25 protein-coding genes and 1 tRNA gene are annotated in these 20,863 nt (G+C 65.8%); 16 read left to right on the plus strand and 10 right to left on the minus strand.

Annotation, left to right across the window (positions count from 1 at the left end):
* Positions 1 to 24: 24 nt before the first annotated feature.
* Both ACTOQ3_RS22730 and ACTOQ3_RS22735 read right to left on the minus strand, forming a co-directional pair.
* Positions 25 to 606 carry a hypothetical protein gene (locus ACTOQ3_RS22730; RefSeq protein WP_440085361.1) on the minus strand — a complete coding sequence of 194 codons (582 nt, stop codon included), beginning with the start codon at positions 604 to 606 and terminating at the stop codon, positions 25 to 27.
* Between the two features lie 279 nt (positions 607 to 885).
* A complete protein-coding gene (locus ACTOQ3_RS22735) occupies positions 886 to 1,158 on the minus strand; it encodes a hypothetical protein (protein WP_440085362.1) in 273 nt (90 codons plus the stop codon).
* A 213-nt stretch (positions 1,159 to 1,371) separates the two neighbouring features.
* Between ACTOQ3_RS22735 and ACTOQ3_RS22740 the strand changes: the two genes are divergently transcribed.
* On the plus strand, positions 1,372 to 1,533 hold the full coding sequence (locus ACTOQ3_RS22740) for a hypothetical protein (protein ID WP_440085363.1): 162 nt from the start codon (positions 1,372 to 1,374) through the stop codon (positions 1,531 to 1,533).
* Positions 1,534 to 1,572: 39 nt separating this feature from the next.
* Here the strand turns inward: ACTOQ3_RS22740 and ACTOQ3_RS22745 are convergent, their stop codons facing one another.
* On the minus strand, positions 1,573 to 2,070 hold the full coding sequence (locus tag ACTOQ3_RS22745) for an AAA family ATPase (protein WP_440085364.1): 498 nt from the start codon (positions 2,068 to 2,070) through the stop codon (positions 1,573 to 1,575).
* A gap of 1,200 nt (positions 2,071 to 3,270) precedes the next feature.
* Here ACTOQ3_RS22745 and ACTOQ3_RS22750 point away from each other — a divergent pair.
* On the plus strand, positions 3,271 to 3,810 hold the full coding sequence (locus ACTOQ3_RS22750) for a hypothetical protein (protein WP_440085365.1): 540 nt from the start codon (positions 3,271 to 3,273) through the stop codon (positions 3,808 to 3,810).
* Here ACTOQ3_RS22750 and ACTOQ3_RS22755 read toward each other — a convergent pair.
* The 3 genes from ACTOQ3_RS22755 to ACTOQ3_RS22765 form a co-directional block, all read right to left on the minus strand.
* Positions 3,745 to 4,347, minus strand: a complete 603-nt coding sequence (locus ACTOQ3_RS22755; protein ID WP_440085366.1) for an RDD family protein — start codon at positions 4,345 to 4,347, stop codon at positions 3,745 to 3,747. The two genes, ACTOQ3_RS22750 and ACTOQ3_RS22755, sit on opposite strands and share 66 nt — an antisense overlap.
* 558 nt (positions 4,348 to 4,905) lie before the next feature.
* Positions 4,906 to 5,133, minus strand: coding sequence for a hypothetical protein (locus ACTOQ3_RS22760; RefSeq protein WP_440085367.1), 228 nt, complete (start codon positions 5,131 to 5,133; stop codon positions 4,906 to 4,908).
* A 775-nt stretch (positions 5,134 to 5,908) separates the two neighbouring features.
* Positions 5,909 to 6,358, minus strand: a complete 450-nt coding sequence (locus ACTOQ3_RS22765; RefSeq protein ID WP_440085368.1) for an NUDIX hydrolase — start codon at positions 6,356 to 6,358, stop codon at positions 5,909 to 5,911.
* A 73-nt stretch (positions 6,359 to 6,431) separates the two neighbouring features.
* Here ACTOQ3_RS22765 and ACTOQ3_RS22770 point away from each other — a divergent pair, with 73 nt between their 5' ends.
* From ACTOQ3_RS22770 to ACTOQ3_RS22810, 9 genes are all read left to right on the plus strand, one after another.
* A complete protein-coding gene (locus tag ACTOQ3_RS22770; protein ID WP_440085369.1) occupies positions 6,432 to 7,217 on the plus strand; it encodes a GntR family transcriptional regulator in 786 nt (261 codons plus the stop codon).
* A gap of 297 nt (positions 7,218 to 7,514) precedes the next feature.
* Entirely contained in the window at positions 7,515 to 7,874 is a 360-nt protein-coding gene (locus ACTOQ3_RS22775; protein ID WP_440085370.1) for a hypothetical protein, read from the plus strand.
* Between the two features lie 422 nt (positions 7,875 to 8,296).
* The gene (locus ACTOQ3_RS22780; protein ID WP_440085371.1) at positions 8,297 to 9,031 is read left to right on the plus strand and encodes a GntR family transcriptional regulator; all 735 of its coding nucleotides are present in this window, start codon (positions 8,297 to 8,299) and stop codon (positions 9,029 to 9,031) included.
* A gap of 119 nt (positions 9,032 to 9,150) precedes the next feature.
* On the plus strand, positions 9,151 to 9,564 hold the full coding sequence (locus ACTOQ3_RS22785; protein WP_440085372.1) for a plasmid replication, integration and excision activator: 414 nt from the start codon (positions 9,151 to 9,153) through the stop codon (positions 9,562 to 9,564).
* Between the two features lie 86 nt (positions 9,565 to 9,650).
* On the plus strand, positions 9,651 to 11,096 hold the full coding sequence (locus ACTOQ3_RS22790) for an FtsK/SpoIIIE domain-containing protein (protein ID WP_440085373.1): 1,446 nt from the start codon (positions 9,651 to 9,653) through the stop codon (positions 11,094 to 11,096).
* A complete protein-coding gene (locus ACTOQ3_RS22795; RefSeq protein WP_440085374.1) occupies positions 11,096 to 11,290 on the plus strand; it encodes a hypothetical protein in 195 nt (64 codons plus the stop codon). Before ACTOQ3_RS22790 ends, ACTOQ3_RS22795 begins: the two co-directional genes overlap by 1 nt.
* Complete coding sequence (locus ACTOQ3_RS22800; protein WP_440085375.1) at positions 11,287 to 13,038, plus strand: replication initiator; 1,752 nt, start codon at positions 11,287 to 11,289, stop codon at positions 13,036 to 13,038. The genes ACTOQ3_RS22795 and ACTOQ3_RS22800 overlap by 4 nt, the downstream gene beginning before the upstream one ends.
* Positions 13,035 to 13,289 carry an excisionase family DNA-binding protein gene (locus tag ACTOQ3_RS22805; protein WP_440085376.1) on the plus strand — a complete coding sequence of 85 codons (255 nt, stop codon included), beginning with the start codon at positions 13,035 to 13,037 and terminating at the stop codon, positions 13,287 to 13,289. The genes ACTOQ3_RS22800 and ACTOQ3_RS22805 overlap by 4 nt, the downstream gene beginning before the upstream one ends.
* A 137-nt stretch (positions 13,290 to 13,426) precedes the next feature.
* Positions 13,427 to 14,497, plus strand: a complete 1,071-nt coding sequence (locus tag ACTOQ3_RS22810; RefSeq protein WP_440085377.1) for a tyrosine-type recombinase/integrase — start codon at positions 13,427 to 13,429, stop codon at positions 14,495 to 14,497.
* Between the two features lie 61 nt (positions 14,498 to 14,558).
* Here the strand turns inward: ACTOQ3_RS22810 and ACTOQ3_RS22815 are convergent.
* The 4 genes from ACTOQ3_RS22815 to ACTOQ3_RS22830 form a co-directional block, all read right to left on the minus strand.
* Positions 14,559 to 14,631: transfer RNA gene (locus ACTOQ3_RS22815), tRNA-Ala, on the minus strand.
* A 114-nt stretch (positions 14,632 to 14,745) separates the two neighbouring features.
* Positions 14,746 to 15,483, minus strand: a complete 738-nt coding sequence (locus ACTOQ3_RS22820; RefSeq protein ID WP_440085378.1) for an HAD family hydrolase — start codon at positions 15,481 to 15,483, stop codon at positions 14,746 to 14,748.
* 29 nt (positions 15,484 to 15,512) lie between these two features.
* A complete protein-coding gene (locus ACTOQ3_RS22825) occupies positions 15,513 to 15,632 on the minus strand; it encodes a DLW-39 family protein (RefSeq protein WP_211264163.1) in 120 nt (39 codons plus the stop codon).
* Positions 15,633 to 16,151: 519 nt separating this feature from the next.
* Positions 16,152 to 16,511 (minus strand): GNAT family N-acetyltransferase, encoded by a 360-nt coding sequence (locus tag ACTOQ3_RS22830; protein ID WP_440085379.1) that lies wholly within the window; start codon positions 16,509 to 16,511, stop codon positions 16,152 to 16,154.
* Between the two features lie 279 nt (positions 16,512 to 16,790).
* Here ACTOQ3_RS22830 and ACTOQ3_RS22835 point away from each other — a divergent pair, with 279 nt between their 5' ends.
* From ACTOQ3_RS22835 to ACTOQ3_RS22855, 5 genes are all read left to right on the plus strand, one after another.
* A complete protein-coding gene (locus tag ACTOQ3_RS22835) occupies positions 16,791 to 17,159 on the plus strand; it encodes an STAS domain-containing protein (RefSeq protein WP_440085380.1) in 369 nt (122 codons plus the stop codon).
* Between the two features lie 201 nt (positions 17,160 to 17,360).
* Positions 17,361 to 17,732, plus strand: coding sequence for an STAS domain-containing protein (locus ACTOQ3_RS22840; protein WP_440085381.1), 372 nt, complete (start codon positions 17,361 to 17,363; stop codon positions 17,730 to 17,732).
* 194 nt (positions 17,733 to 17,926) lie between these two features.
* On the plus strand, positions 17,927 to 18,481 hold the full coding sequence (locus ACTOQ3_RS22845) for an ATP-binding protein (RefSeq protein WP_440085382.1): 555 nt from the start codon (positions 17,927 to 17,929) through the stop codon (positions 18,479 to 18,481).
* 600 nt (positions 18,482 to 19,081) lie between these two features.
* Positions 19,082 to 19,381 carry a ferredoxin gene (locus ACTOQ3_RS22850; protein WP_440085383.1) on the plus strand — a complete coding sequence of 100 codons (300 nt, stop codon included), beginning with the start codon at positions 19,082 to 19,084 and terminating at the stop codon, positions 19,379 to 19,381.
* Entirely contained in the window at positions 19,378 to 20,769 is a 1,392-nt protein-coding gene (locus ACTOQ3_RS22855) for an NAD(P)/FAD-dependent oxidoreductase (RefSeq protein WP_440085384.1), read from the plus strand. The genes ACTOQ3_RS22850 and ACTOQ3_RS22855 overlap by 4 nt, the downstream gene beginning before the upstream one ends.
* Positions 20,770 to 20,863 lie beyond the last annotated feature (94 nt).

Here is a 20,863-nt window from a genome sequence, read left to right on the forward strand (position 1 = left end):
GCTGTAGCCGATACGGCCGGCCGGTTACCAGTTGTCCCAGCCTTGGTAGCCGTACCAGCGGTCCTTCAAATGGCGGTAGCTGCTGTCGGAAGTCTCGACCGGCTCACCGAAGGGCAGCCAGAGGAAGCCCTTGTTGTCGTGCAGGAACCAGTCCTGGGCGCTGAACTCCGCACTGCCGGGCACCTTTTCTCCGGTATCACCATTAAAGTGCTGTTGTCCACCGCACACGTAGTACAGGCCCACCCACTGACAGGGCTCTTCGCGGTCGGGATTTTCGGCAACGGCTTTGGCGTAAGCCTCCATGCTGGGTGCGGAGAGCGTGAAGCGTATCCAGAACGGCGCGTCGGTTATGAGGGCGAGCATGACGCCGCCCGCGACGAACCACGGGATGATCCAGCGGCCGCTGGAGGAGCTTCCCAAGGTTCCCTTGCGCTCGGCCCACACCATTCGAATGGCCCAGTAAGCGAGCAGCAACACACCAACGGGGATCGTGAACAGGAACATCTCGATCCCGTACCAGTACGGGTAGCTGGCCCATGTCAAGACGACGGCTGCCGCGGCTGAGAAAACGACCACGAAGGGCAACCCAGGCGGCTTGCTGATCACGACGTCACCTTAACGCTCATCCCCGCGACACCGGGCAGTCGGAGCGACGGGCCTTGTGCGGCGCCAGGTCGGCGGCGGGCGGGCGGACCGTGGTGATCCCCGAACTGATCATCGAGGACCTGCGGGCGCACGTGAAGGACTCCACCCGGGACGGCGACAACGGGCTGATCCTCGCGGGACCGGATGACGGGCCACTCCGGAACACCGACTTCAACCGCCGCGTCTGGGCTCAGGCTCTCGTGAGCGCGGGCCTTCCGAAGATCCATTTTCGCGACCTGGTCATTCACGCAAACGGCTTCCATGGTGCGAGCGTCTTCTCCGAGCGAGCGGGCGCGGCCCGTTTCGAACCCGCCGGATCGCGAAACCGATCAGCGACATCTGCACGGCCAGCACCGGAACCGCCGACAGCGCCCCGGTGGTGAAGGCTTCCCCCGTCGCGGGCGAGCCACCGCAGTCCAGGACGCCTCCCCGCTCGTACTGCTCACACTGGATGGCACGGATGACAGACGTCGCGACGACCCAGTTCACGAACGCGAGCACCGGCAGCGACATCACCGCGAAGAAAGCGACGCAGCCCGCCCTGCCCTCCCTCGTTGTGTCTGTTCGGGCCGGAACCGGCTCAAGACGCCGCCCCAGGTCCCGTTCCTGTCCCATGGGCGGAGCCAAGCATGGAGGTGTGCTGAAACCGAGGAGAGGAGGTGAAGGTTCTGCACGATCAGGTCTGTCCACGTTGCGTCTCGCATCAATGAGCGGCATCCGCGCAGCGTGGCCACCGCCGGCTCGAAGTCCTTCTTGGCCCCCGAGCGGTACCTCCGCAGGCTCTCCTCGGCGTACGGCCCCACCCTGCCCTCGGTGAACGTCACGGACGCGTACCGCACGCCCCGCTTCCTCTGCGTGCCGTTGCGCCGGGCGTCGAAGGGCTCTTGATGCAAGCCTGATGCTTTCGACCGGTTTCCCGGGTTGTGGCTATTTATTGGCTTCGGTTCGACGAACGATCTCGTCAACGACGTGCGCGAGCGGCGCGGTGGCGTCGATTGGGACGCCGTTTTTCGGGATGTCTTCTTTCGTTCGGTGCAACCGCACGATGAGTTCCCTTTCCACCGGCTTGCTGCCCCACTCGTCTTCCGGTCGCTGGTCAAGTCGCTGATTCAGCGTGTCGAGGTCGACCTCCAGGACGAAAACGCCGTCAAACAAATCAATGAAATGAGAAAAATTCCTGGAACCACCGCAGAAGAATGTCATCGCCTCATCCGGGTCGGCGACCAGGGCTCTTACCTTGTCTACCTGCCAAATGTGGTTCTCGTGCGCCAGGCTATCCGTTGGCCTACCTGTTTCCGGATCGCCCTGATAAGCCAACTCGGTGTCACCGTTGATGGCGTGGTAGCCGCGCCGCCGCAACTCTTTGCAGACCGACGTCTTGCCCGTGCAGGAAACTCCTTCGACCAGGTAGTTCCTGATGCCCATCGCCACAGGATAATCGAGGACGTACTCGCCCCCTCGATGTCGTCACCGATCGATTCCGGGCCGCCGACGGCTCGATGTCGCAGCGGTTTCTGTCTCCGCCCGTCCACGTCGAAGTCCTGCGGCCGTGCGGTCATGCTGGAGTCTCCTCTCCCCTCTCATAGAGCCTACGGACTTCCGACGGGAGGGCTCAGAAGTCCAGGCATCGGGGAGCGGCTGGATACCGGCGACGGACCGGCTGTGGTGCGGGTGGACGTGCGTGGTGTGCCATCCGGCACTGTCAGCTTTCACACCGATCGCGGGAAGGCGTACCGCGAATCGTCGCCCGTCGACGGATCAGGGTCCTTGGAGTGGCGTACCAGCGCGGAGGAGTCGGCGTTCGTTCGCATCGAGGTGCGTCATCCCGGCGGGCACATGGCGGCGCTCACCAACCCCATCAACCTGAGCTGAAACGCTGCAATGCCGACGCGCCGTTGGAGCGGGCGGCGGGAGTCTCACCGGCACCGGGATCTGGGCCTCTTCGTGCCCGTGAGGATGGTGGCGCCCAGGAGATTCGAACTTCTGACGTCCTGTTTTCAAAGCAACCCAGGCGGGGGCGAGACCATGGGCTATACCCGCTCCCACCTGGGCTTACGGTCCACGGTGATCCGCCGTTGTCCAGCCTCGTCCGTGATCGTTGTCACTCAATTGCTCACCCAGAGGTCCGGTCTTTGGCATGGCTCAGATACTGAAACCGTTGGTGCCCATCGGGCGTTGCCGTACCGCCGTCGTATTAAGCAGGATCATGGCCACTCAACACGGATGAGACACACCTCACGCTGCTCGTCCAGGACCACGTACGTCGCGAGCCCTGGCTCGCCGAACGCGTGAGTGAGCATGTCGGCCTTGGGGTTGGTCGGGTCTCCCTGCTCATAGCGCTTACAGACTTCCTACGGGATGGCTCGGAAATCCAGGACGTCCCCCACGCGTGGCGATACGGATCCTCCGCCACAGCCAGATCTCAGTGACCATGAACATTTACAGCGAGGTCTCGTCAGAGGAAACGCGCAGGGCACTCAAACGGCTGGGTGAGCAGCTCGGTTCACAGTCACTCCTGCACCAGACAGGCCACTTCTCGATCAGGGAGGTGGCCCTTGGTATGCGACCGGTCGCTATCGCAAGCTGAATCTGTCTGTTGTCATACCTGCTCGCTACGATCAACATGTGTTCGATCTGGATCAGGTTCGCTTGATTCTCTTTCTTCTCCTCCTCATGATCGTTGGATTCGGGATCCGTCACTGGAGAGCAAGGTCCAACGTGGTACGCGTCCACATCGATCTGGGCCTTGTCACTCCTGTCGGAGTACAGGTCCGAGCGCACGACCTCATCGAGGCGGGCAGGTTCACGGACGCCATTGAGCTGATCAGGAAGGAGAGCCAGGTATCTCAAGACGAAGCAGAGGATGTGGCGAAAACCCTGCGAGCCGGGCATGTTCTGCCGGACTTCCCGATGCCCTGGGAAGGTGACCTTCCCACCAGGGTTCGCAACCTGGTCTCCGCCGGCCGCCGGAAGGAGGCCGTGTTCCTTGTACGGAGCAAAGAGGGCATGAGCCAACCCAAGGCTGAAGCGTTCGTCGACTCTCTCCCCTCGGAACCGAGTGCCCCCGCCGGAGGTTGTGTTTCCAGTCGGCACAATGGGCTACTTCGGCATTACCAGGGAGATGAACAGCACGAGGGCTGTGAGGAGAGTGAGGATGATGCCTAAGCCAAACAGGAAACCGGGTCCTCCGAACCCTTTCCTGTTGGGGTCGCTAAGATCAACCACGACGGTTCCGGCAATCACGTCATGTAGGCATTGGCGCTTCGGGCCGACGAATATCCACAGCGCGTCGACCAGGTTGATCAGCACCCCGGAATACGGCGTCAACATGAGGGCTGGGTGGACAAGGGCTCGAATTCCCGCCTGGCTGAGGCCCGGTGGTTCTCCAGTTGTACTGGACACCACCTTCAAGCGGTAAAGTCGCTTGCCGAGCGTCTGGCCCCACAGTGCGTGTTGCAGCCAGAAATAGACAGCCAACAGGACGGTGACCGCGACTTCGATTGGCCAATTGGAATTCCCGGCGTACGGGTTGAGATAACTGATGAGGACCGATTCTTCAGACACCTCGGGGTCTTCAACAAGCAGCGGATAGATTGGCGAGATTGCTATGTAAAAAATCAGGTTATCGATAAGGAGAGCTATAAAACGGTGACGCCTTGCAGCGAGAGTTCGTGTTACCAGGGATGGGGGGGCCGTCGTCATGCCAGTCAGTGTGACGGATGAAACTAGAGCGGCGGGAGATCATGAGGGGCGACGCGGCGCTGGGGTCGGCGGATTCGTTGGGTACGGCGGGTGCGCGGTACGGCTACGGCCCGGGTCGCCGCTGGCCGGGACCGGCGCCCACGCCGCACGCCCGGACGGCGTGCGACAGAGGGCCGGGTACGGCGGCGCGCCGCGCCGCCGCCTTGAACTGGAGGGGGTAGAGATGCTGCTCGGTCCGCCCAAGTCCCGGGCCGGCCGGCGGATCATCGGCCGGGGAGAACGATGGCGGCGAGACGGCCACAGCGGCCTGAGTGAGCTAATGGCCCGTTAATGGCCCGGATGCCTCATACCAGGATCAGGGGATGGGTGTTTTGGCTGTGGAGCCCAGGAGATTCGAACTCCTGACATCCTGCTTGCAAAGACGGATACCGATCTTGCTCAACCTGTGAAGACGCAGCTCACAGCCCTGATCGCGTTCACCGTGACTCCCCGCTGTTCCCCCTCGTTTCCCGTCCCATCGGGCACACGACGGGCACGCCGTACGAGTAAGGGGTGTGTCTAGGACCTGCGCCTGTTTCCAAGCTCCTTCATCTGACGACCCGCATGGTTGATCGTTTTGAGAATGGCTTGGATCTCGTCTCTGCGGAAGCCCATGCGCGTGTGAAGGTCGGCGTCATCTAGGTGGATGCCGTTACAGACCTCGTTGAGCGCGTTGTTGATCAGGGAGACATCGTCGCGGCTCAGAATGACGACAACCTCGTCCTCAGTTATTGCGTTGATCTCCACATCCAAAGCATCGCAGACCTGCCCTACCCGATCTTCTCGGTTGCTATTTCCTCCGGAGCGGCCTTCTTCTCTGGGGCGGACGACGGGAATCGAACCGCGCTGTCAGCTTGGGAAGTCTCTAGCGCACCTGGTCGCTGATCTGGGGAAGCACTGACCTGCGGGGGAGAGGGCCGAGTATCCGTGGTTCCCCGTGAGTCCCCCTTGGTCCCCCTCCTGACGGGCACGCAACGGGCACGAGGAGGGCACGGGGAACAGTTGCCCCTTCATCGCCCTGGTGCCCGGCGGGCTGGGGCTGAGGAACGAAGTCCCAGACCTTCGATCGCCCCCGACCCTGAACGGAGATCAGCCCTCATCAGGCGATCGTGAGGGCTGTACTCGTACTTCAAAGCCCTGACTTCATCGGGTGGAGGCTCCAGCCGGGAGTGCAAACGGCCTTGACCAAGCTCGTCCGGGCGAACACTGTAGAGGCCAGTGATCTCGCCTGGAAGGGACGTGCATGTTTGGTCTGGGCTGGCTCGAAATTTTATTTTTTGTGGTTGTGGCCGTCGCTGTTTTCTTAGTGATGCGAGCTCGACGGCGATAGATGGGGCGGCGGTGCGGCCTCGGTGCGGTGGGTTGGCCGGGTACGGCGGGTGCTGGGTGCGGCGCGCGGCCCTGAGTCCCGCCGTCGGCTGGGACCGGCCCCCAGGCCGCATGCCCGGCCGGCGGGCGGGCGGCGGGCCGTGCGGCGGCGCGCCGCGCCGCCGCCTTGATACCCATAAGAACAATTCGGCAGTTACTCGTGAAGCTGTGAAGATCCGAGTAGACGGGTGCCATCGTGGTGGCGGATGGCCGGCGCCTGGTGCTGATGCATGGCGTCGAGGACGCGGATCGCGAATGCTTCGGATGCGAGTGATGAGACCTCGTCCGCGGTGACCCAGCGGAAGGCGCGGGCTTCGTCGGTTTCGGTGAGGTGGCCGCTGATGACCTTGCAGCGGAAGACCAGGGCGACGATGCCGCGTGTCATGTTCTTGTAGACACCGGTCAAGGTGACGGGCTCGACCGTCAGGCCGGTCTCTTCGTGGATCTCTCGAAGTAGGCCGGTGGTGATGTCCTCGTCGCGTTCGAGGACGCCGCCGGGTGCTTCCCAGTGGTCGTTGTCTCTGCGCTGGGTGAGGAGTGCTCGGCCTTGGTCGTCGATGATCACGCCTGCCACGCTGACGGAGTGCTGCGGGTGGTGATCCATCGGATGTCCTCCGGGGCGGCTGATCGCTATTCTCAAGCTGCGGTACACGTATGTACGAGTTGAGGAGTTGGTCGTGGCCGAGCTGCCGTTGCCGGGTCTGGACCCGACCAGTGATCGGGCTGTCTTTCGGCAGATCGCCGACCACATCAGGCATGCGATCGAGCAGGGCGTCCTGGCCGAAGGTGACAAGGTGCCCTCGGAAGCTCAGCTCATGCAACATTACGGCGTCGCGCGGATGACCATCCGCAACGCACTCCAGGTCCTTCAAAGCGAGGGGCTGACCGTGGCCGAGCACGGACGCGGCGTCTTCGTCCGCTCGCATCCTCCGGTGCGGCGGCTGGCCTCCGACCGGTTCGCTCGTCGTCATCGGGAGCAGGGCAAGGCGGCGTTCATCGCGGAGACCGAAGGGGCCGGCGGCAAGCCGTCCGTCGACTCCATCGAGATCACCGAAGAGCGGGCGTCGGCGGAGGTGGCCGAGAAGCTCGGGATCTCTTCGGAGGATCACGTGATCCGACGCTCACGTCGGTATCTGATCAACGGTCAGCCGGTAGAGACGGCGGTGTCGTACATTCCGGCGGAGATCGCGCGGGATACGCAGATCGCGCAGCCGGACAGTGGTCCGGGTGGGATCTATGCCCGCCTGGAGGAGTTGGGGTTTCGGCTGGATCACTTCGTGGAGGAGATCCGTTCGCGGATGCCGCTGCGTGATGAGGTGCGGGCGCTGAAGCTGGCGCCGGGTGTTCCGGTGTTTCGCCTGGTTCGTACGGCGTATGCCACCGATGGTCGCGCGGTGGAGGTGTGCGACACGGTGATGTCCAGCGATGCCTATGTGCTCTCGTATGAGTTGCCTGCGCGGTAGGACTTGACGTACTCCTCTAGAGGAGTCATAAATGTCTTACGCACTACTCCTCTAGTCGAGCAGACGTCTATTGGAGGCTGATCGATCAGGCGTAGGGATTGAGCTGAGGAGGTCGCACGGCGTGACGGAGCAACCATGCATCTCATGCGGCGGCAAAGGGTGGAAGTACGTCAGCCAGCGACGTGGCCTGATCGGCGGTCTACCGGGGGCGGCCCTGGCTTTCATCCGTGTCCGGGATGACTGCTCGCTGTGTCAGGGACAGAAGGTCAATCCGGCGTCGCTGATGCGGACCGGCACATGAGTCTCCTGCTGCCTACGGGACGGCTGATCCTCGGCGATGCCTGTTCGCCAGTGAGAGCGGCGGATTCTCTGCGGGCGGCGTTGGGACGGTGTGGGATCAATGCCGACGTCAACGACGGTTACGGGCTGGCCGTGGTGTCGGTCTGGACGGGATTGACGGTCTGGTCCGATGGCCTGACCTTCTGGTGGAGTACGGGGCGCTTGGACGCCAGGCGCGGACGGGTGCTGTACGCCTGGCATGCGGCGGAAGAACCTGACCGGGCCGCGCGGCGGGTGGCGTTCCGCTACGCCGATCTTCGGAAGGCTTATCCGCTGCCTGCTGAGAGGGCGGGGGGTCATCGTGCTGACCCTGTCTGATGAGTGCCTCGGGATCAGTCCGCATGTGCTTCTGGTTCAGCGTGATCATGTGCGCCTGGAGTGGCGGAAGCCGAACGGGGCTTTGGGGAGGGCGCAACCGGAGTCCTGGACGTGTGGGTGTCGAGCCACGATCTACGAACTCCATGTTGGTGCCGGCCAGGGGTTCATCAGGCGGACCGTTCGACGCGATGGCGATCATCAGATCCATGACACCCGTCCGTGGAGGATCACTGAAGCTCGGGCTGTTTGGTCGGCGTTGCTGGCTGGGCGGGCTCGGTAGACGAGTGTGGTGGTGCGGTGACTGGTTGCGGAGGGCGCCGGAGGTCTCGCATCACCACACTCCCCACCTGCGAGGGTGCTCGCTTTTCAAGTCGGGAGTTCGCATCTATGCTGACGATAAGTCGAGTAGTTGGGTTGTTAATATGTCTGTTTCCGGCGAGGAGTACGCGCCTCCGAAGTACGCCCAGATCGTTGCGCAGATCCGGCAGAAGATCACGGACGGCACCTATCCGCCCGGTTCCTTGCTGCCCTCGGAGACGCAGCTGATCCGGGAGTTCGCGGTCAGTCGTCCCACTGTGGTGCGAGCACTCCAGGTGTTGCAGCTGCGGGGCTTCATCGATCGGGAGCATGGCAAGGGCTCGTATGTGAAGATGGCGCCCCCGCTGGCTGAGGAGGACTTCTCCCGGCCTGGCCGTGCCGTCTTGGATCGCGCGGAAGCCAACCAGGGCGCTGCGGTACTGGAGGCGGGATCGCGTCCGGCTCCGGCGAACATCGCGGCGACGTTGGCTCTGCCCACCGGGGCGCCGGTCATGATGCGCCGGGTCTTGTTGAGCGACGGTGATCAGCCGTGCGAGTTGGTCACCTTCTGGTGTCCGATCGAGCTGGCCGAGGGAACCGATCTTGGCAAGGCGTTGCCGTTGACGGTGGGCATTCGCCAGCACGTGCAAGCGGTTAAGAGCCTGCGGCTGGATCACGTCATCGAGCGCTTGGCGGCTCGTCACCCTACGGCCGATGAGATCAAGCTGTTGGGGCTGGGCAAGAGTGCGGCGGTCATGGGGGTGACGGCTCGGGTCTTCGCTGGGAACCGTCAGGTCATGGTCATCGAGGTCGCCCTACCGGGGACGCTTCACGAACTGGAAGACACCTACTCTCTGTAGTGTGACGTAGGACACACATCTGAACGGAAACTCGTCTTGTCGAGCACCCGTTCATCAATTAGCTTCAACTCGACAGTACGAGTTAGCGATAGACCGACTAGACAACAGGAGAACACATCATGGCCATCCAAGGCCCCATCCCCGTCAGCTTCGACCAGGTCTTCCCGCACGGCTGCTACATCGTCGGCGACGTCGAGCAGGTCAAGGACTTCACCGCCTCCACCGGCGGACGCACCGTCTACGCCAAGGACAAGACCACCGGCGAACTCGTCTGGCAGGTCGCCGTCATGGACGCAGACCCCACCCTCAAGGCCACCCAGAAAACGGTGGCGGTCAAGATCCTGGCCCCGGTCCAGCCGGTTCCCCCGCCCGCGCTGCCCAACATGCCGTTCGTCCCGGTCGAGTTCGACGGCATGACCGCCACCGCCTACGTCGCTGAGAAGACCGGCCGGCTGGCCTGGTCTCTGCGCGCCAGGGCGATGCGCGCTCCCCGATCCGCTGCGGCCTCGACCAAGCAGAGCGCTGCGGCCTGACACGAAAGCGGGGCCGCTGGAACTGGCATTCCGGCGGCCCCTCGGTTCTCCCTCTCACGCGAACTCAAGGAAGAGGCTCCAGCCTAATGTTCAAAAAACTGCCCGGTGACGAGGCACGCACCCTCGTCACCACGACCCCCGACACTGCTGTGGTGTTTCGCCCGGCCGTGGTGCGGACCCCCGCCATCTTCACCATCACGATCTTCCTGTGGCGTCTGCTGGTCGGGGTGATCCGGCTCGTCTGGCGTCACCCGGTCATCGTGACCCTGCTTGCTGTTCCCGCCGTGCTCGGCCTCCTGTACGGCTGGGAATTCGCCGTCGTTCCGCTCGCCGTGCTCGTCCTGAACACAACCCTCTGGGCGCTGCTGGATCGGGCTTCGTTCCTGCGCTGGGTGGGCTGGCGCCTGCTGGCCTGGTGGCGCCTGGTGTGGATCTACCGCCGTCACTGGCAACCAGTAATGATCATCTCCGGCTTAGGTCGTCACCTCCAGGGCCGCGACTACCTTCCCCACCTCGTCCGCATCCGCTGTACCTCCTGGGCCGACGTGGTCACGGTGAAGATGATCAGCGGCCAATCGGTCAAGGACTGGTCCGACCGCATCGAGAACCTCGCCCACGGCTTCGGCGCCTCCTCCTGCCGGGTGGCCATCGTGCGGGCCGGTCGCCTCCAGCTGACCTTTCCCCGCCGTGACCCGCTGGCCGTCCCGCTGCCGGCGGTTCCGCTCCCGGTGATTGCCTCGGTGGGGCCGGTGGAAATCGGTACATGTGAGGACGGCCATCCGTACCTGCTCAAGGTCCACGGCACACACGTGCTGATCGCGGGCGCGACCGGCGCGGGCAAGGGCTCATTCCTGTGGTCGGCCATCCGTGGCCTCCTCCCGGCGGTCCAGGCGGGCATCGCTGAGGTCTGGGCACTCGATCCCAAGCGAATGGAACTGTCCTACGGACGCGAAATCTTCGCCGACCGCTACGCCGCCGATCCAGCCGCCTGCGCCGATCTGCTGGAAGCAGCCGTGAAGATCATGCAAGAGCGGGCCGACCGCTACGCCGGACTCCAGCGCTCCCACACCCCCACCCTCGATGACCCGTTCGTCCTGGTGCTCGTCGACGAGGTGGCGTTCCTGACCGCCTACCAGTCCGACAAGGGCCTCAAGCTCCGCATTTCCGCTGCGCTGGCGACGCTGACCACCCAAGGCCGTGCGGTCGGGTTCGGCGTGATGGCCGCTCTCCAGGACCCGCGCAAGGAGGTCGTGAACATCCGCAACCTGTTCCCCGACAAGATCGCACTCCGCCTGGACGAGTCGGAACAGGTGGACATGGTCCTCGGCGACGGCGCACGCGACAGGGGAGCGCTGGCCGATCACATCTCACCCATCCCCGAACAGGGCGCGGGCGTCGCCTACGTCCGGCTGGAGACCTCACCCGACCCGATCCGGATCCGCGCGGCCTACGTCTCCGATGCCGACATCAGAGACATGGCGGCCCTAGTCACCAGCGACACCCTGCCGATCGAAATGGACGGGGCGGCCTGATGCGCATCATCCTGCACGCCACCCCCGCCCAGATCGAGGGTCTTCCCTTCCGGCGACTGCGCACCGTTGACGGCTCCGACCTCGCAGAGGTGACGGTGATCGTTGACCTGGACTCCGCGCGGCTGCGCAAACACCCCTACCGCGACACCTACCGGATCTGCGCCGACCTCGTCGACCCGAAGGGGGCCATGTGACCGACACCCTCACTCCCTCCCCGACCGACACCCCTTCAACCGACACCCCGCCGAACGGCGCTGACCGCACCCTTCCCCGCCTCGTCCGCGACACCCTGCCCGTCGCTCTGGACGTGGCCATCGAGGTCGCCAAGCTCAATGGCGTGTGCATCCGCCCCATCGAGATGCGACGCCTGGACACCCACACCGGCCAGAGTGAACCGTTCGACATCCCCTGCGGCACCACGCAGGAAGCCAAGTGCCCGCCGTGCGCCAAACGCAATCAGCAGCTCCGCCGGGCGCAATGCCGGGAAGGCTGGCACCTCGACCACGAACCCGTCGCCGCCCCCCACCCCTCCACCGATGACCAGAAATGGCTGATCGAGTTCCGGGCCGACGTGGAAGCCAAACGGGATGCGGCCGAGAGGAACGGCGAAGAGGTCGCCGACTGGGACGAGGCCATCGCGGGCATCGATGCGGAGATCAACGCCGCCGGGATGCGCGGCAACGTCCTCGGCGGGCGGACAACTCCCAAGCGGTCGCGGTCGACCAGGCGTCGCCAGGATGCACCGGACCTGCCCAAGCGGGCCAAGCAGGACACCACCCTCGGCCGGACCTTCATCGCCCCCGATGGCAAGGTCTACCGGCCGTCGCTGTTCGTCACCCTCACCCTTCCCTCGTACGGCAAGATCCGCTCCGGCCTGGGCGTGCCGGCCGATCCGAGCACCTACGACTACGCGGCGGCTGCCCGTGACGCCCTGCACTTCTCCAAGCTCGTCGACCGCTTCGTGCAGAACCTCCGGCGGGTGGCGGGTTACGACGTGCAGTACTTCGCCACCGTCGAACCACAAAAGCGGCTCGCCCCGCACCTGCACATGGCAATCCGCGGCACCATGCCCCGCGCGGAGATCAAGGCGATTGCCGCCGCGACCTACCACCAAGTGTGGTGGCCATCGGTCACTGAGGTCCGCTTCGACGGGGAGCACCTGCCCATCTGGGCACCACGGGCCGACCTGGGCGAGGGCGCCACCTACCCGGACGGACAGAGCGGCGACTACCTCGACCCCGCTACCGGGGAACTGCTGCCCACCTGGGACGAGGCCCTCGACCAGCTCGACCAAGACGACGAGGCCGAACCCCTGCACGTGCTGCGCTTCGGTGCTCAGGTCGATGTTCAGGGCCTCGTCGCCGGATCACCGGACGCGCACAAGCGCATCGGCTACCTCACCAAGTACCTGACCAAGAGCCTCGGCGACCCCCTCGACCCTGACGACCCCGCCACCGAGAACCCCGCACGCCGTGACCACGCCACCCGGATGGTTGAGGCGCTGCGCTACGAACCCTGCTCGGCCACCTGCCCGAACTGGCTGCGCTACGGCATCCAGCCCAAGGGCGCCAAAGCGGGCATGCTGCCGGGCCGGTGCAAGGGCAAGGCCCACAAGGCCGAACACCTCGGCTACGCCGGACGCCGCGTCCTGGTCTCGCGCAAGTGGTCGAACAAGACCCTGCGCGAGCACAAGGCCGACCGCCGGGCCTGGGTCCTCGACATGCTCGGCCTGCCCGACGACACCGTGACCGACTCCCACCGCTATGTCTGGCGGCCGGTCTCGACCAGCGACCCCAACCGCACCCCTCTGGCCAAACGACTGCTACGCGGGGTCGCCGACCGCCACCGCACCAAGGCACGCCTGGCCGAACTTCAGGCCAGAGCAGACGGCATCCCTGTTCCAACTCTTTCGGCAACTCCGGCCCTGGGGGTGGCGGCATGACCAGGAAGACCAGGCAAGAGCCTGTCTCGCTCCTCCCGGAACTCGCACGGGGCCGGCTGCTCACCGTCGAAGAGGCGGCCGAACGGCTGAACACCTCGGTCCGCTTCCCTCGTCGCCTGATCGAAGAACGTCGTATCGCCTTCATTCACATCGGGCGCAACGTCCGTATCCCCGAAGCGGCTCTTGAGGCGTTCATCGCTGCCGGGCTGGTCGAGCCGATCACCACCACACGTCGCAGGAGGGCCGCGTAATGGCCAGGACAACACCGGCTACTTCTGACGAGGAACCCCGACGTTCGCGTAAGAGGAAGCCTTCCAAGAGGCGCTTCGGACGCGTTCGGCAACTGCCCTCCGGCCGGTTCCAGGCTCGTTACACCGGTCCGGATGGGGTGGACCGCCCCGCACCGGAGACCTTCACCACCAAGACCGACGCTGAGGTCTGGCTGACCAGAAAAGAAGCGGAGATCCTCGATGACGAGTGGATCGATCCTGACGCAGGAAAGATCACGCTAGGGGAGTACGGGCGGGCCTGGATCGACGAGCGGCCGAATCTCCGCCTGCGTACGGTCGAGCTGTACGGTTATCTCCTCCGCGCCCACCTCGTCCCGACCTTCGGCGAGAAGGCACTGAGCGAGATCAAGGACCCGCACATCCGGCGGTGGCGGAAAAAGCTGCTGGACGCGGGGGTCAGTGAGGTCACCGTGGCGAAGGCGTACCGGCTCCTGAAGGCGATTCTCACCACGGCCGTGGATGATCAGCTCATCAAGAGGAACCCCTGCCGGATCAAGGGCGCCGGTCAGGAGAAGTCGCCGGAACGGCCGGTGCTCACGGTGGCCCAGGTCTACGAGCTCGCTGACACCATCGAGCCGCGTTACCGAGCGCTGGTGCTGCTGGGAACTTTCGGCAGTTTGCGGTGGGGGGAGCTGGCCGGCCTTCAGCGCCGAGACCTCGACCTGGACGCCGGGACCGTGCGCGTGGAACGTCAGTTGATGCAGCTCACCGGCAAGGGGCTCGTCTTCACCGAACCCAAGTCGGCGGCGGGCAAGCGGACGGTGGTGATCCCCGAGTTGATCATCGAGGACCTGCGGGCGCACGTGAAGGACTTCACCCAGGACGGCGACAAGGGGCTGATCTTCGCGGGGCCGGATGACGGGCCGCTTCGGAACACCAACTTCAACCGCCGTGTCTGGGCTCAGGCTCTCGTGAACGCGGGCCTTCCGAAGATCCACTTTCACGACCTGCGGCACACCGGAAACACCCTCGCCGCGAACGCCGGGGCATCGATCCGGGAGCTGATGGAGCGCATGGGCCACTCCAGCACGCGGGCCGCGATGGTCTACCAGCACTCGACCGACGAGCGGCAGCGGGAGGTGGCACGGAAGCTCGATGGTCTCGCCCGTGGGGCATTGGCGAAGGGATCGGGCACGCAACGGGCACGGGAGCGGAAGAAGGCCGAATGAAGATCAAAGCCCAGGTTGCGGCAACATGCCTGACCTGGGCTTCTGTCTGTCCGAGAGGGAGTGGAGCCTAGGAGATTCGAACTCCTGACATCCTGCTTGCAAAGCAGGCGCTCTGCCAACTGAGCTAAGGCCCCGAGATTCAAGCCGGTGGCCTGGGGAGACACCCTCGCACACGACCTGCTTCAGTCGTACACGGTAGCAACAGGAACCGCTCCTACGCCACTTGGATCCGCGTGGCGGGGCGGGCTTCAGTGAACGGCGGCGACGACGGGGGGTGCGACCGGCGTGACACCGAGGAGGAGTTCGGGGAGGTCCGCGACGGAGTCGAGAAGGTGGGTGGCTCCGCCGTTGAGGAGACGCTCCTTGCTGTGGACGCCGGTCAGGATGCCGGCCACCACCGAGGCGCCCGCGCGGCGGCCGCAGAGCATGTCGCTCTCGGAGTCACCGGCGACCGCGACCTGGCGGACGTCCTCGACGCCGAGGCGCATGACCGCGGTGAGGACCATGTTGGGCAGGGGGCGACCATGTCCGGCGTCTTCGGGGCACAGGGCGAGGTCGATCTTTTCGGACCAGCTCAGGGTGCTCAGCACGCGGCTGAGCGTGGTGCGGCTGAAGCCGGTGATGAGGCAGACCTTGATGTCGGCACCGCGGAGCTTGTCGAGTGCCTCGACGACCCCGGGCAGCGGGACCAGGCCCGCGCGTGCGATGGCGCCCTCGTAGGAGCGCTCGAAGGTCAGATTGGCCGCCTGGGCCTGGGCCTCGTTGTCCGGGAAGATCCCCCGGAAGACATCGATCGTGGAACATCCCCGGGACCGGTGCACGTGCACCATGGCGCGAGCGTACGCACCGGTCCCGGGCACGATGCCCTGCGTGGCGATCGCCTCGGCGAACGCCCGCTCGACCATGGCGACATCGCCGATCGTGGTGCCTGCCAGATCCAGGCAGACAAGCCTGATGGGTGTTATTCCATCTTGGGCAAGGACCATGAAAGCACCCGAATCGGTAGCCGCGTCTGTCAGTTTTCGCTGCCGGTGGCTTCGGTCCACAGGTCAAGCTCGGCGCGGTCGGCCTGCACCTTGCGCCAGACCAGCAGCCCCCCGAGGGCGACGAGCGCCAGAACGAGCAACTTCTTCACGGTGTGACCCCACTTCTTGAGAAGTCTCACCTGCCGGGGTGAGACAACGCCCGGTTCGAACGGTTCCCTGCAGCCTAGCAAGGGATCGGGCCATGATCCGGTCTGCACGACAAGCCACCAGGGCCGATCCACACCAACCGGGTGATTTTCAGTATCATGCCGCACGGCACGCGTTCCGACGATCACAATCTGCCGTGAGTCTTATCGCGAAACCGTCCTGGTTCTCACGATAACCCCCGTGACGCTCCCGCTTTACCTTCCGGGAAGTTCCGGTCTCCGTCCGGCCGGGAATGATGCCGCCCGCCATGACCACGACCAGCGCATTCGCCGGCTCCGGCCTGATTACGCGGAGCGCGAATGACACAAACCCGCTTGGTATGAAGCTTTTGGGCCCGCCGGGCCTGCCGGGCCCGCCGGGCCTGCCGGGCCCGCCGGTCCTGCCGGGCCTACCGGATCGGTGGAGCCTGCAAACAGGGCCGCCGGGCCTGCCGGGCCGGTGGAGCCTCAAGGTCGGAGCGGTCAGGCGCTCTCGACGAGATCGGCATAGTCGGGATGACGGTCGATCCACTCCCGCACGAACCAGCAGAGCGCGACGACCTTCGCGTTCTCCGCGCGGGCCGCGTCCAGCGCCGTACGGACGAGGGCGGACCCCACCCCCCTGCCCTCGTACTCCGGCTGGACCGTGGTGTGCGGGTAGACGATGACCCCGTCACGCCGGATGAACTCCAGTTTCCCCGCCTGCCTGCCGTCCACCTCCACCACGTAGGAATCACCGCCGGGGGAGAGCTTGACGTCCGCCTGCATGGAGGTCCTCCTTCGCCAGGCCGCCGTACGGTCGTACGGCGGTTCCTCGGTCAGCCGATCCCGCGCGGCGTTCATTCCCGGTCCCCGCCTACCCGCTCCCGCACCGGGTGTCCCCGCCGGGCGGCGAGCCGGAGAACCTCGCCGGGGAGCGGGCGGCGGAGGTCTCGGCCGCGAGGAGGTATCCGATCGAACACGCCGGGTAGCCGACTCTCGTGGCACGAAACTCGCAGGCTGTGAAACGTACCGGTAGCCGTCCGATTGAAGGATGATGGGAACAGGTGTCCGGCATGGCCGGCACCCCATGGCGATCAGCCGACCCATCTGTGCCGACACGACAGATGTTGACTGACCTTCATGCGCACCCAGAAGGTGATCGCGATGACAGGTGACGTCGACCACGGTTCACTGCGCATTCTCTTCACCGACCGACCCGCCGGTGTGCACTGCGAGGGAGACATCGACCTCTGCACGCGGCGCGTCCTGGTACGGGCGCTCGCCATGGCCGTGGAACGGACCGATGGCGATCTGTACGCCGACCTCCGCAGAGTCGACTTCGTCGACGTCGGTGGCCTGAGAGTGCTGGCGGAGACGGCGTTCGGGATGGCGGGCGACCGGAAGTTGATCGTCGAGGGTCTTCGTCCGCACACGCGGCGGATCGTCGAGCTGTGCGGCTGGACAGAGGTGTTCAGCGTGGGTCCGGGCACCGTAACCACAGTGGGATAACGGCTGATTGCTCCTCAGTTGTACCGTAAGGGTTCTCTAGAGGAATTCGGGGGATCGTACGCTGAGAGTGACCAGAACGGCTCTCGGTCCCAAGGGGATCGTGATCGGGCCACCGCCTTCCGGTTCCGGTTCGAGCGCCACGCCCGGCGGCTGCCCCCCGGCCGAGTCTTCCTCCCATCGACTGTCTGCAGAGGTATATCCGTGAGCGCTGCCGTCCGCGTGACCGACGTGTCCGACCCCGCCGTGGAGGAGATGCTTCTTCTGGCCCTGGCCGGCGAGCTCGACTACAGCAACGCCGAGCGGTTCCACCACGACCTGCAGGAGGCCATCGGCCAGGGCCGGCGCGATCTCGTCATCGACCTGACCGATCTGACCTTCTGCGACTCCACGGGGATCCAGAGCTTCCTGACCACCCGCCAGACCGTCCAGGACCGCGGCGGCAGCATCATCCTGGTCAATCTGCACCCCCGCCTCGAGAGGCTCTTCCACCTGACCGGTCTCGCCCAGGCCTTCGGCGTCCAACCCACCGTGGCCGACGCCCTCAAGGTGCTGCGGCCGAGCCGGCCGTCGTAGCGGATCCCGGGCCCCGATCGGCCGTCGCTTCCCAGGAGACGACCGAGCGAACATCTGTTGGCTCAGGCGGTCGTAAGTTGGCAATGAGCGGGCAGGTGTCTAGCATCGTGTAACTCGTCAGCAACGCCCTGATTCTGGAGCAAGTCGGCTCGCCCCCCGGTGACTGCCAGACAAGGCGACCTCAAGGGGGTGTCGTGACCGGCGACCACGGCCAGCAGTGGCCGATCGACGAGGATCTCAGCGCTCTGCGGGATCGTCTCCAATATCATGCCGTTCGAGCCGGCATGCGGGGCGAACGGCTGGACGACCTCCTTCTCGTCACGAACGAGGCGGTCATCAACATCCTGGAGCACGGCGGGGGCAAGGGCACGCTGGCCATCTGGCAGAACGAGACCTATCTGACCGTCGACGTCACCGACACCCTGGGTCTCCTGAGCCGCTGGCACGTCCCCAGCGAACGCCCCACGGGCACCGTGCGAGGGTTCGGCCTGTGGCTGATGAACCAGCTGTGCGACGAGTTCACCATCGAGCAGATGGAGGAGGGGTCGCGCGTCCGCCTGCGCATGCGACTCGGCCTTCCGGCGGCCCGGAGCGGGGCCGCCGGTTCGGCCGACTCCGCGCAGGACGACCTCGACGACCTCAACACATCCAGCACATCCGGCACATCCGGCACACCCGATCCCGTGCGGAGCACCGCCGATTCCGTACGGGAGGATCCCGGCCAGGGCGAGCTCCAGGTTTCGTTCTGAGAGATCCCGGGAGGTCCCGGGGGGTTTGACGGCCCTCCCTGATGATCGCCACGTGGTCACCCGGAGCCTCGACCTCGGTCAGGCGTGGCCGGGGAGTGGGACCGCGCGCCGGCGAGCACCCTCGGCGGGCGTGAGGTCGGCGCCCGTGGCGTGGATGAACCGCGCCCGCGGCGTCCGGCCCCCGGCTTCATCGTGGCGAGACGTGTCACGCGTCATCTTTCCGTCACCGGTCCTCTCTCTCCGTACGCAATCCTTGACCGTCCTCTGACGCAAGGACGATGTACCGGCCGAATGTCCGGGTTAGCCTATTTAGGCAGGTCAGCGCCTTCCAGGTGGTGTCACGGGGGGATGTCTGATGTTCTCCGGAATCGGCCGGGGACATCGTCCCACCCCGGAACCGCACGCCCAGTCCTTCGTGTCCGCCGTTTCTCCCGCCCTTTCGAGGGCTTCGGAACCCTTCGAACCCCACAGAGTCCCCGGCCGCACGCGGAGCCGCCCGCCGGGACAGGCGCCAGGGCCGCCGCCCGCCGGAATCGACCTCGCCGTCCCGGTTCTCTCCGTCTCACTCAGCCGTACGAAGGTTCGGAAGGGATGGTCCGTATGAGGGTCGTCGTCGACCTGGCGCGATGCCAGGGATATGCGCAGTGTGCCTTCCTGGCTCCGGACACGTTCCGGATGCGGGGGGAGGAGGCGCTCATGTTCCACTCCAGTCCGGATGAGGCGCAACGGGACCAGGTCCTGCGCGCGGCGGCGGCCTGCCCGGTCCAGGCGATCCTCGTCGACTGGCTGGACGTGACCGCGATCCCGCCCGCGATGACCACCGGAACGGCGACGTCCGCGACAGCGGCGTCCGGCACGGGGCCAACGGCCGCGACAGCGAACGGAACGGCGACGGCGTGACCAGCGAGCGGAGCGAGGAGATGTTCAGGCGCGAAGGCCGCATCGTCATCGTCGGCGCCTCACTCGCGGGACTGCGGGCCGCGGAGGCGCTCCGTGACGAGGGCTTCACGGGCTCGCTGACCCTCGTCGGGGACGAGGCGTGCGAACCCTATGACCGGCCCCCGCTGTCCAAGCAGGTCCTGACCGGCTGGGTGCCCGCGAACGGCACCGCGCTGCCCCGGCGCCGCGAGATCGGCGCGGAGTGGCTGCTCGGCGTGCCCGCCTCCGCGCTGGACCTCGCGGGCAAGCGGGTCGAGCTCGCGGACGGGCGGGAGATCCCCTTCGACAAGTTGCTGATCGCCACCGGTGTGCGCGCCAGACTTTGGACCGACGAGGCCGAGGCCGCCCTGGACGGCGTGTTCGTGGTACGCACGTGCGACGACTCCGGCCGCCTGCGGGAGCGGCTGGCCGCCGGACCCGGCCGGGTACTCGTCATCGGAGCCGGTTTCGCCGGCTCCGAGATCGCCTCCGTGTGCCGCGAGCGCGACATACCGGTGACCGTCGCCGAGGTCGCCGAGGCCCCGCTGGTGGGAGCGCTCGGAAGCATGATCGGCTCGATCGCCGCGAACCTCCAGCGTGCCCACGGCGTCGATCTGCGCTGCGGCGTCAAGGTCGCGCGGCTGGAGGGGGACGAGCGGGGGCGGGTGCGCCGCGCCCACTTCTCCGACGGCGGCACGGTCGACGCCGACGTGGTGGTGGTCGCGCTCGGCGGGGTGCGCAACACCGAGTGGCTGCGGGACTCGGGGCTTGCCGCCGGTGTCTGGGGCGTGGCCTGCGACTCGGGCTGCCGGGCGTTCGACGTCAACGGCCTGGTCACCGACGACGTCTTCGTCGCCGGGGACGTGGCACGCTGCCCGCACCCGGTCTACGAGTACCGGTTCCTGTCGCTGGAACACTGGGCCAACGCGGTGGAACAGGCCCAGGTCGCGGCCCACAACATGGTCAGTTCCCCGACCGACCGCTGGCCGCACCTGTCCATGCCGGCGTTCTGGTCGACGCAGTTCGGCGTCAACATCAAATCCGTCGGTGTCCCGGTCCTGTCGGACGAGGTCGTCGTGACGCAGGGATCGGTGGAGGAACACCGGTTCGTCGCCGCGTACGGCTACCGCGGCCGGGTCACCGCGGCGGTCAGCTTCGACAACGCCAAGTGGCTCGACCACTACCGGCATCTGATCGAGACGGCGGCGCCCTTCCCGCCTCCCTGCCCAACACCCGACCAGCCCGCCGACATGAGGCCCGTGCCCGCCCACTTCCCCGACCCGGTGATCATCACCCACGGAGCAACGGTGATGGTCACCGGCCACGAGCCGAGCGAGCGGCGCGTGGCGTTCGCACGGCCGGGCGGCTGACCAGGTTCGACCGGCCTCGAACGAGCTTCACCCGGCTTCACGGGGCTCAACCTAGATCAACCGGTCTCGACCGGGTTCGATCGGTTCCGACCAG

It is taken from the genome of Streptosporangium sp. LJ11 (assembly GCF_051918945.1).
Lineage (GTDB): Bacteria > Actinomycetota > Actinomycetes > Streptosporangiales > Streptosporangiaceae > Streptosporangium.

Coding starts and splice junctions, on each gene's coding strand:
- ACTOQ3_RS22735 (WP_440085362.1), bottom strand. CDS start 1,158: ATGTCGCTGCCGGTGCTCGCGTTCGTGAACTGGGTCGTCGCGACGTCT.
- ACTOQ3_RS22745 (WP_440085364.1), bottom strand. CDS start 2,070: ATGGGCATCAGGAACTACCTGGTCGAAGGAGTTTCCTGCACGGGCAAG.
- ACTOQ3_RS22755 (WP_440085366.1), bottom strand. CDS start 4,347: ATGACGACGGCCCCCCCATCCCTGGTAACACGAACTCTCGCTGCAAGG.
- ACTOQ3_RS22765 (WP_440085368.1), bottom strand. CDS start 6,358: ATGGATCACCACCCGCAGCACTCCGTCAGCGTGGCAGGCGTGATCATC.
- ACTOQ3_RS22775 (WP_440085370.1), top strand. CDS start 7,515: ATGAGTCTCCTGCTGCCTACGGGACGGCTGATCCTCGGCGATGCCTGT.
- ACTOQ3_RS22780 (WP_440085371.1), top strand. CDS start 8,297: ATGTCTGTTTCCGGCGAGGAGTACGCGCCTCCGAAGTACGCCCAGATC.
- ACTOQ3_RS22785 (WP_440085372.1), top strand. CDS start 9,151: ATGGCCATCCAAGGCCCCATCCCCGTCAGCTTCGACCAGGTCTTCCCG.
- ACTOQ3_RS22790 (WP_440085373.1), top strand. CDS start 9,651: ATGTTCAAAAAACTGCCCGGTGACGAGGCACGCACCCTCGTCACCACG.
- ACTOQ3_RS22795 (WP_440085374.1), top strand. CDS start 11,096: ATGCGCATCATCCTGCACGCCACCCCCGCCCAGATCGAGGGTCTTCCC.
- ACTOQ3_RS22805 (WP_440085376.1), top strand. CDS start 13,035: ATGACCAGGAAGACCAGGCAAGAGCCTGTCTCGCTCCTCCCGGAACTC.
- ACTOQ3_RS22820 (WP_440085378.1), bottom strand. CDS start 15,483: ATGGTCCTTGCCCAAGATGGAATAACACCCATCAGGCTTGTCTGCCTG.
- ACTOQ3_RS22830 (WP_440085379.1), bottom strand. CDS start 16,511: ATGAACGCCGCGCGGGATCGGCTGACCGAGGAACCGCCGTACGACCGT.
- ACTOQ3_RS22835 (WP_440085380.1), top strand. CDS start 16,791: ATGCGCACCCAGAAGGTGATCGCGATGACAGGTGACGTCGACCACGGT.
- ACTOQ3_RS22850 (WP_440085383.1), top strand. CDS start 19,082: ATGAGGGTCGTCGTCGACCTGGCGCGATGCCAGGGATATGCGCAGTGT.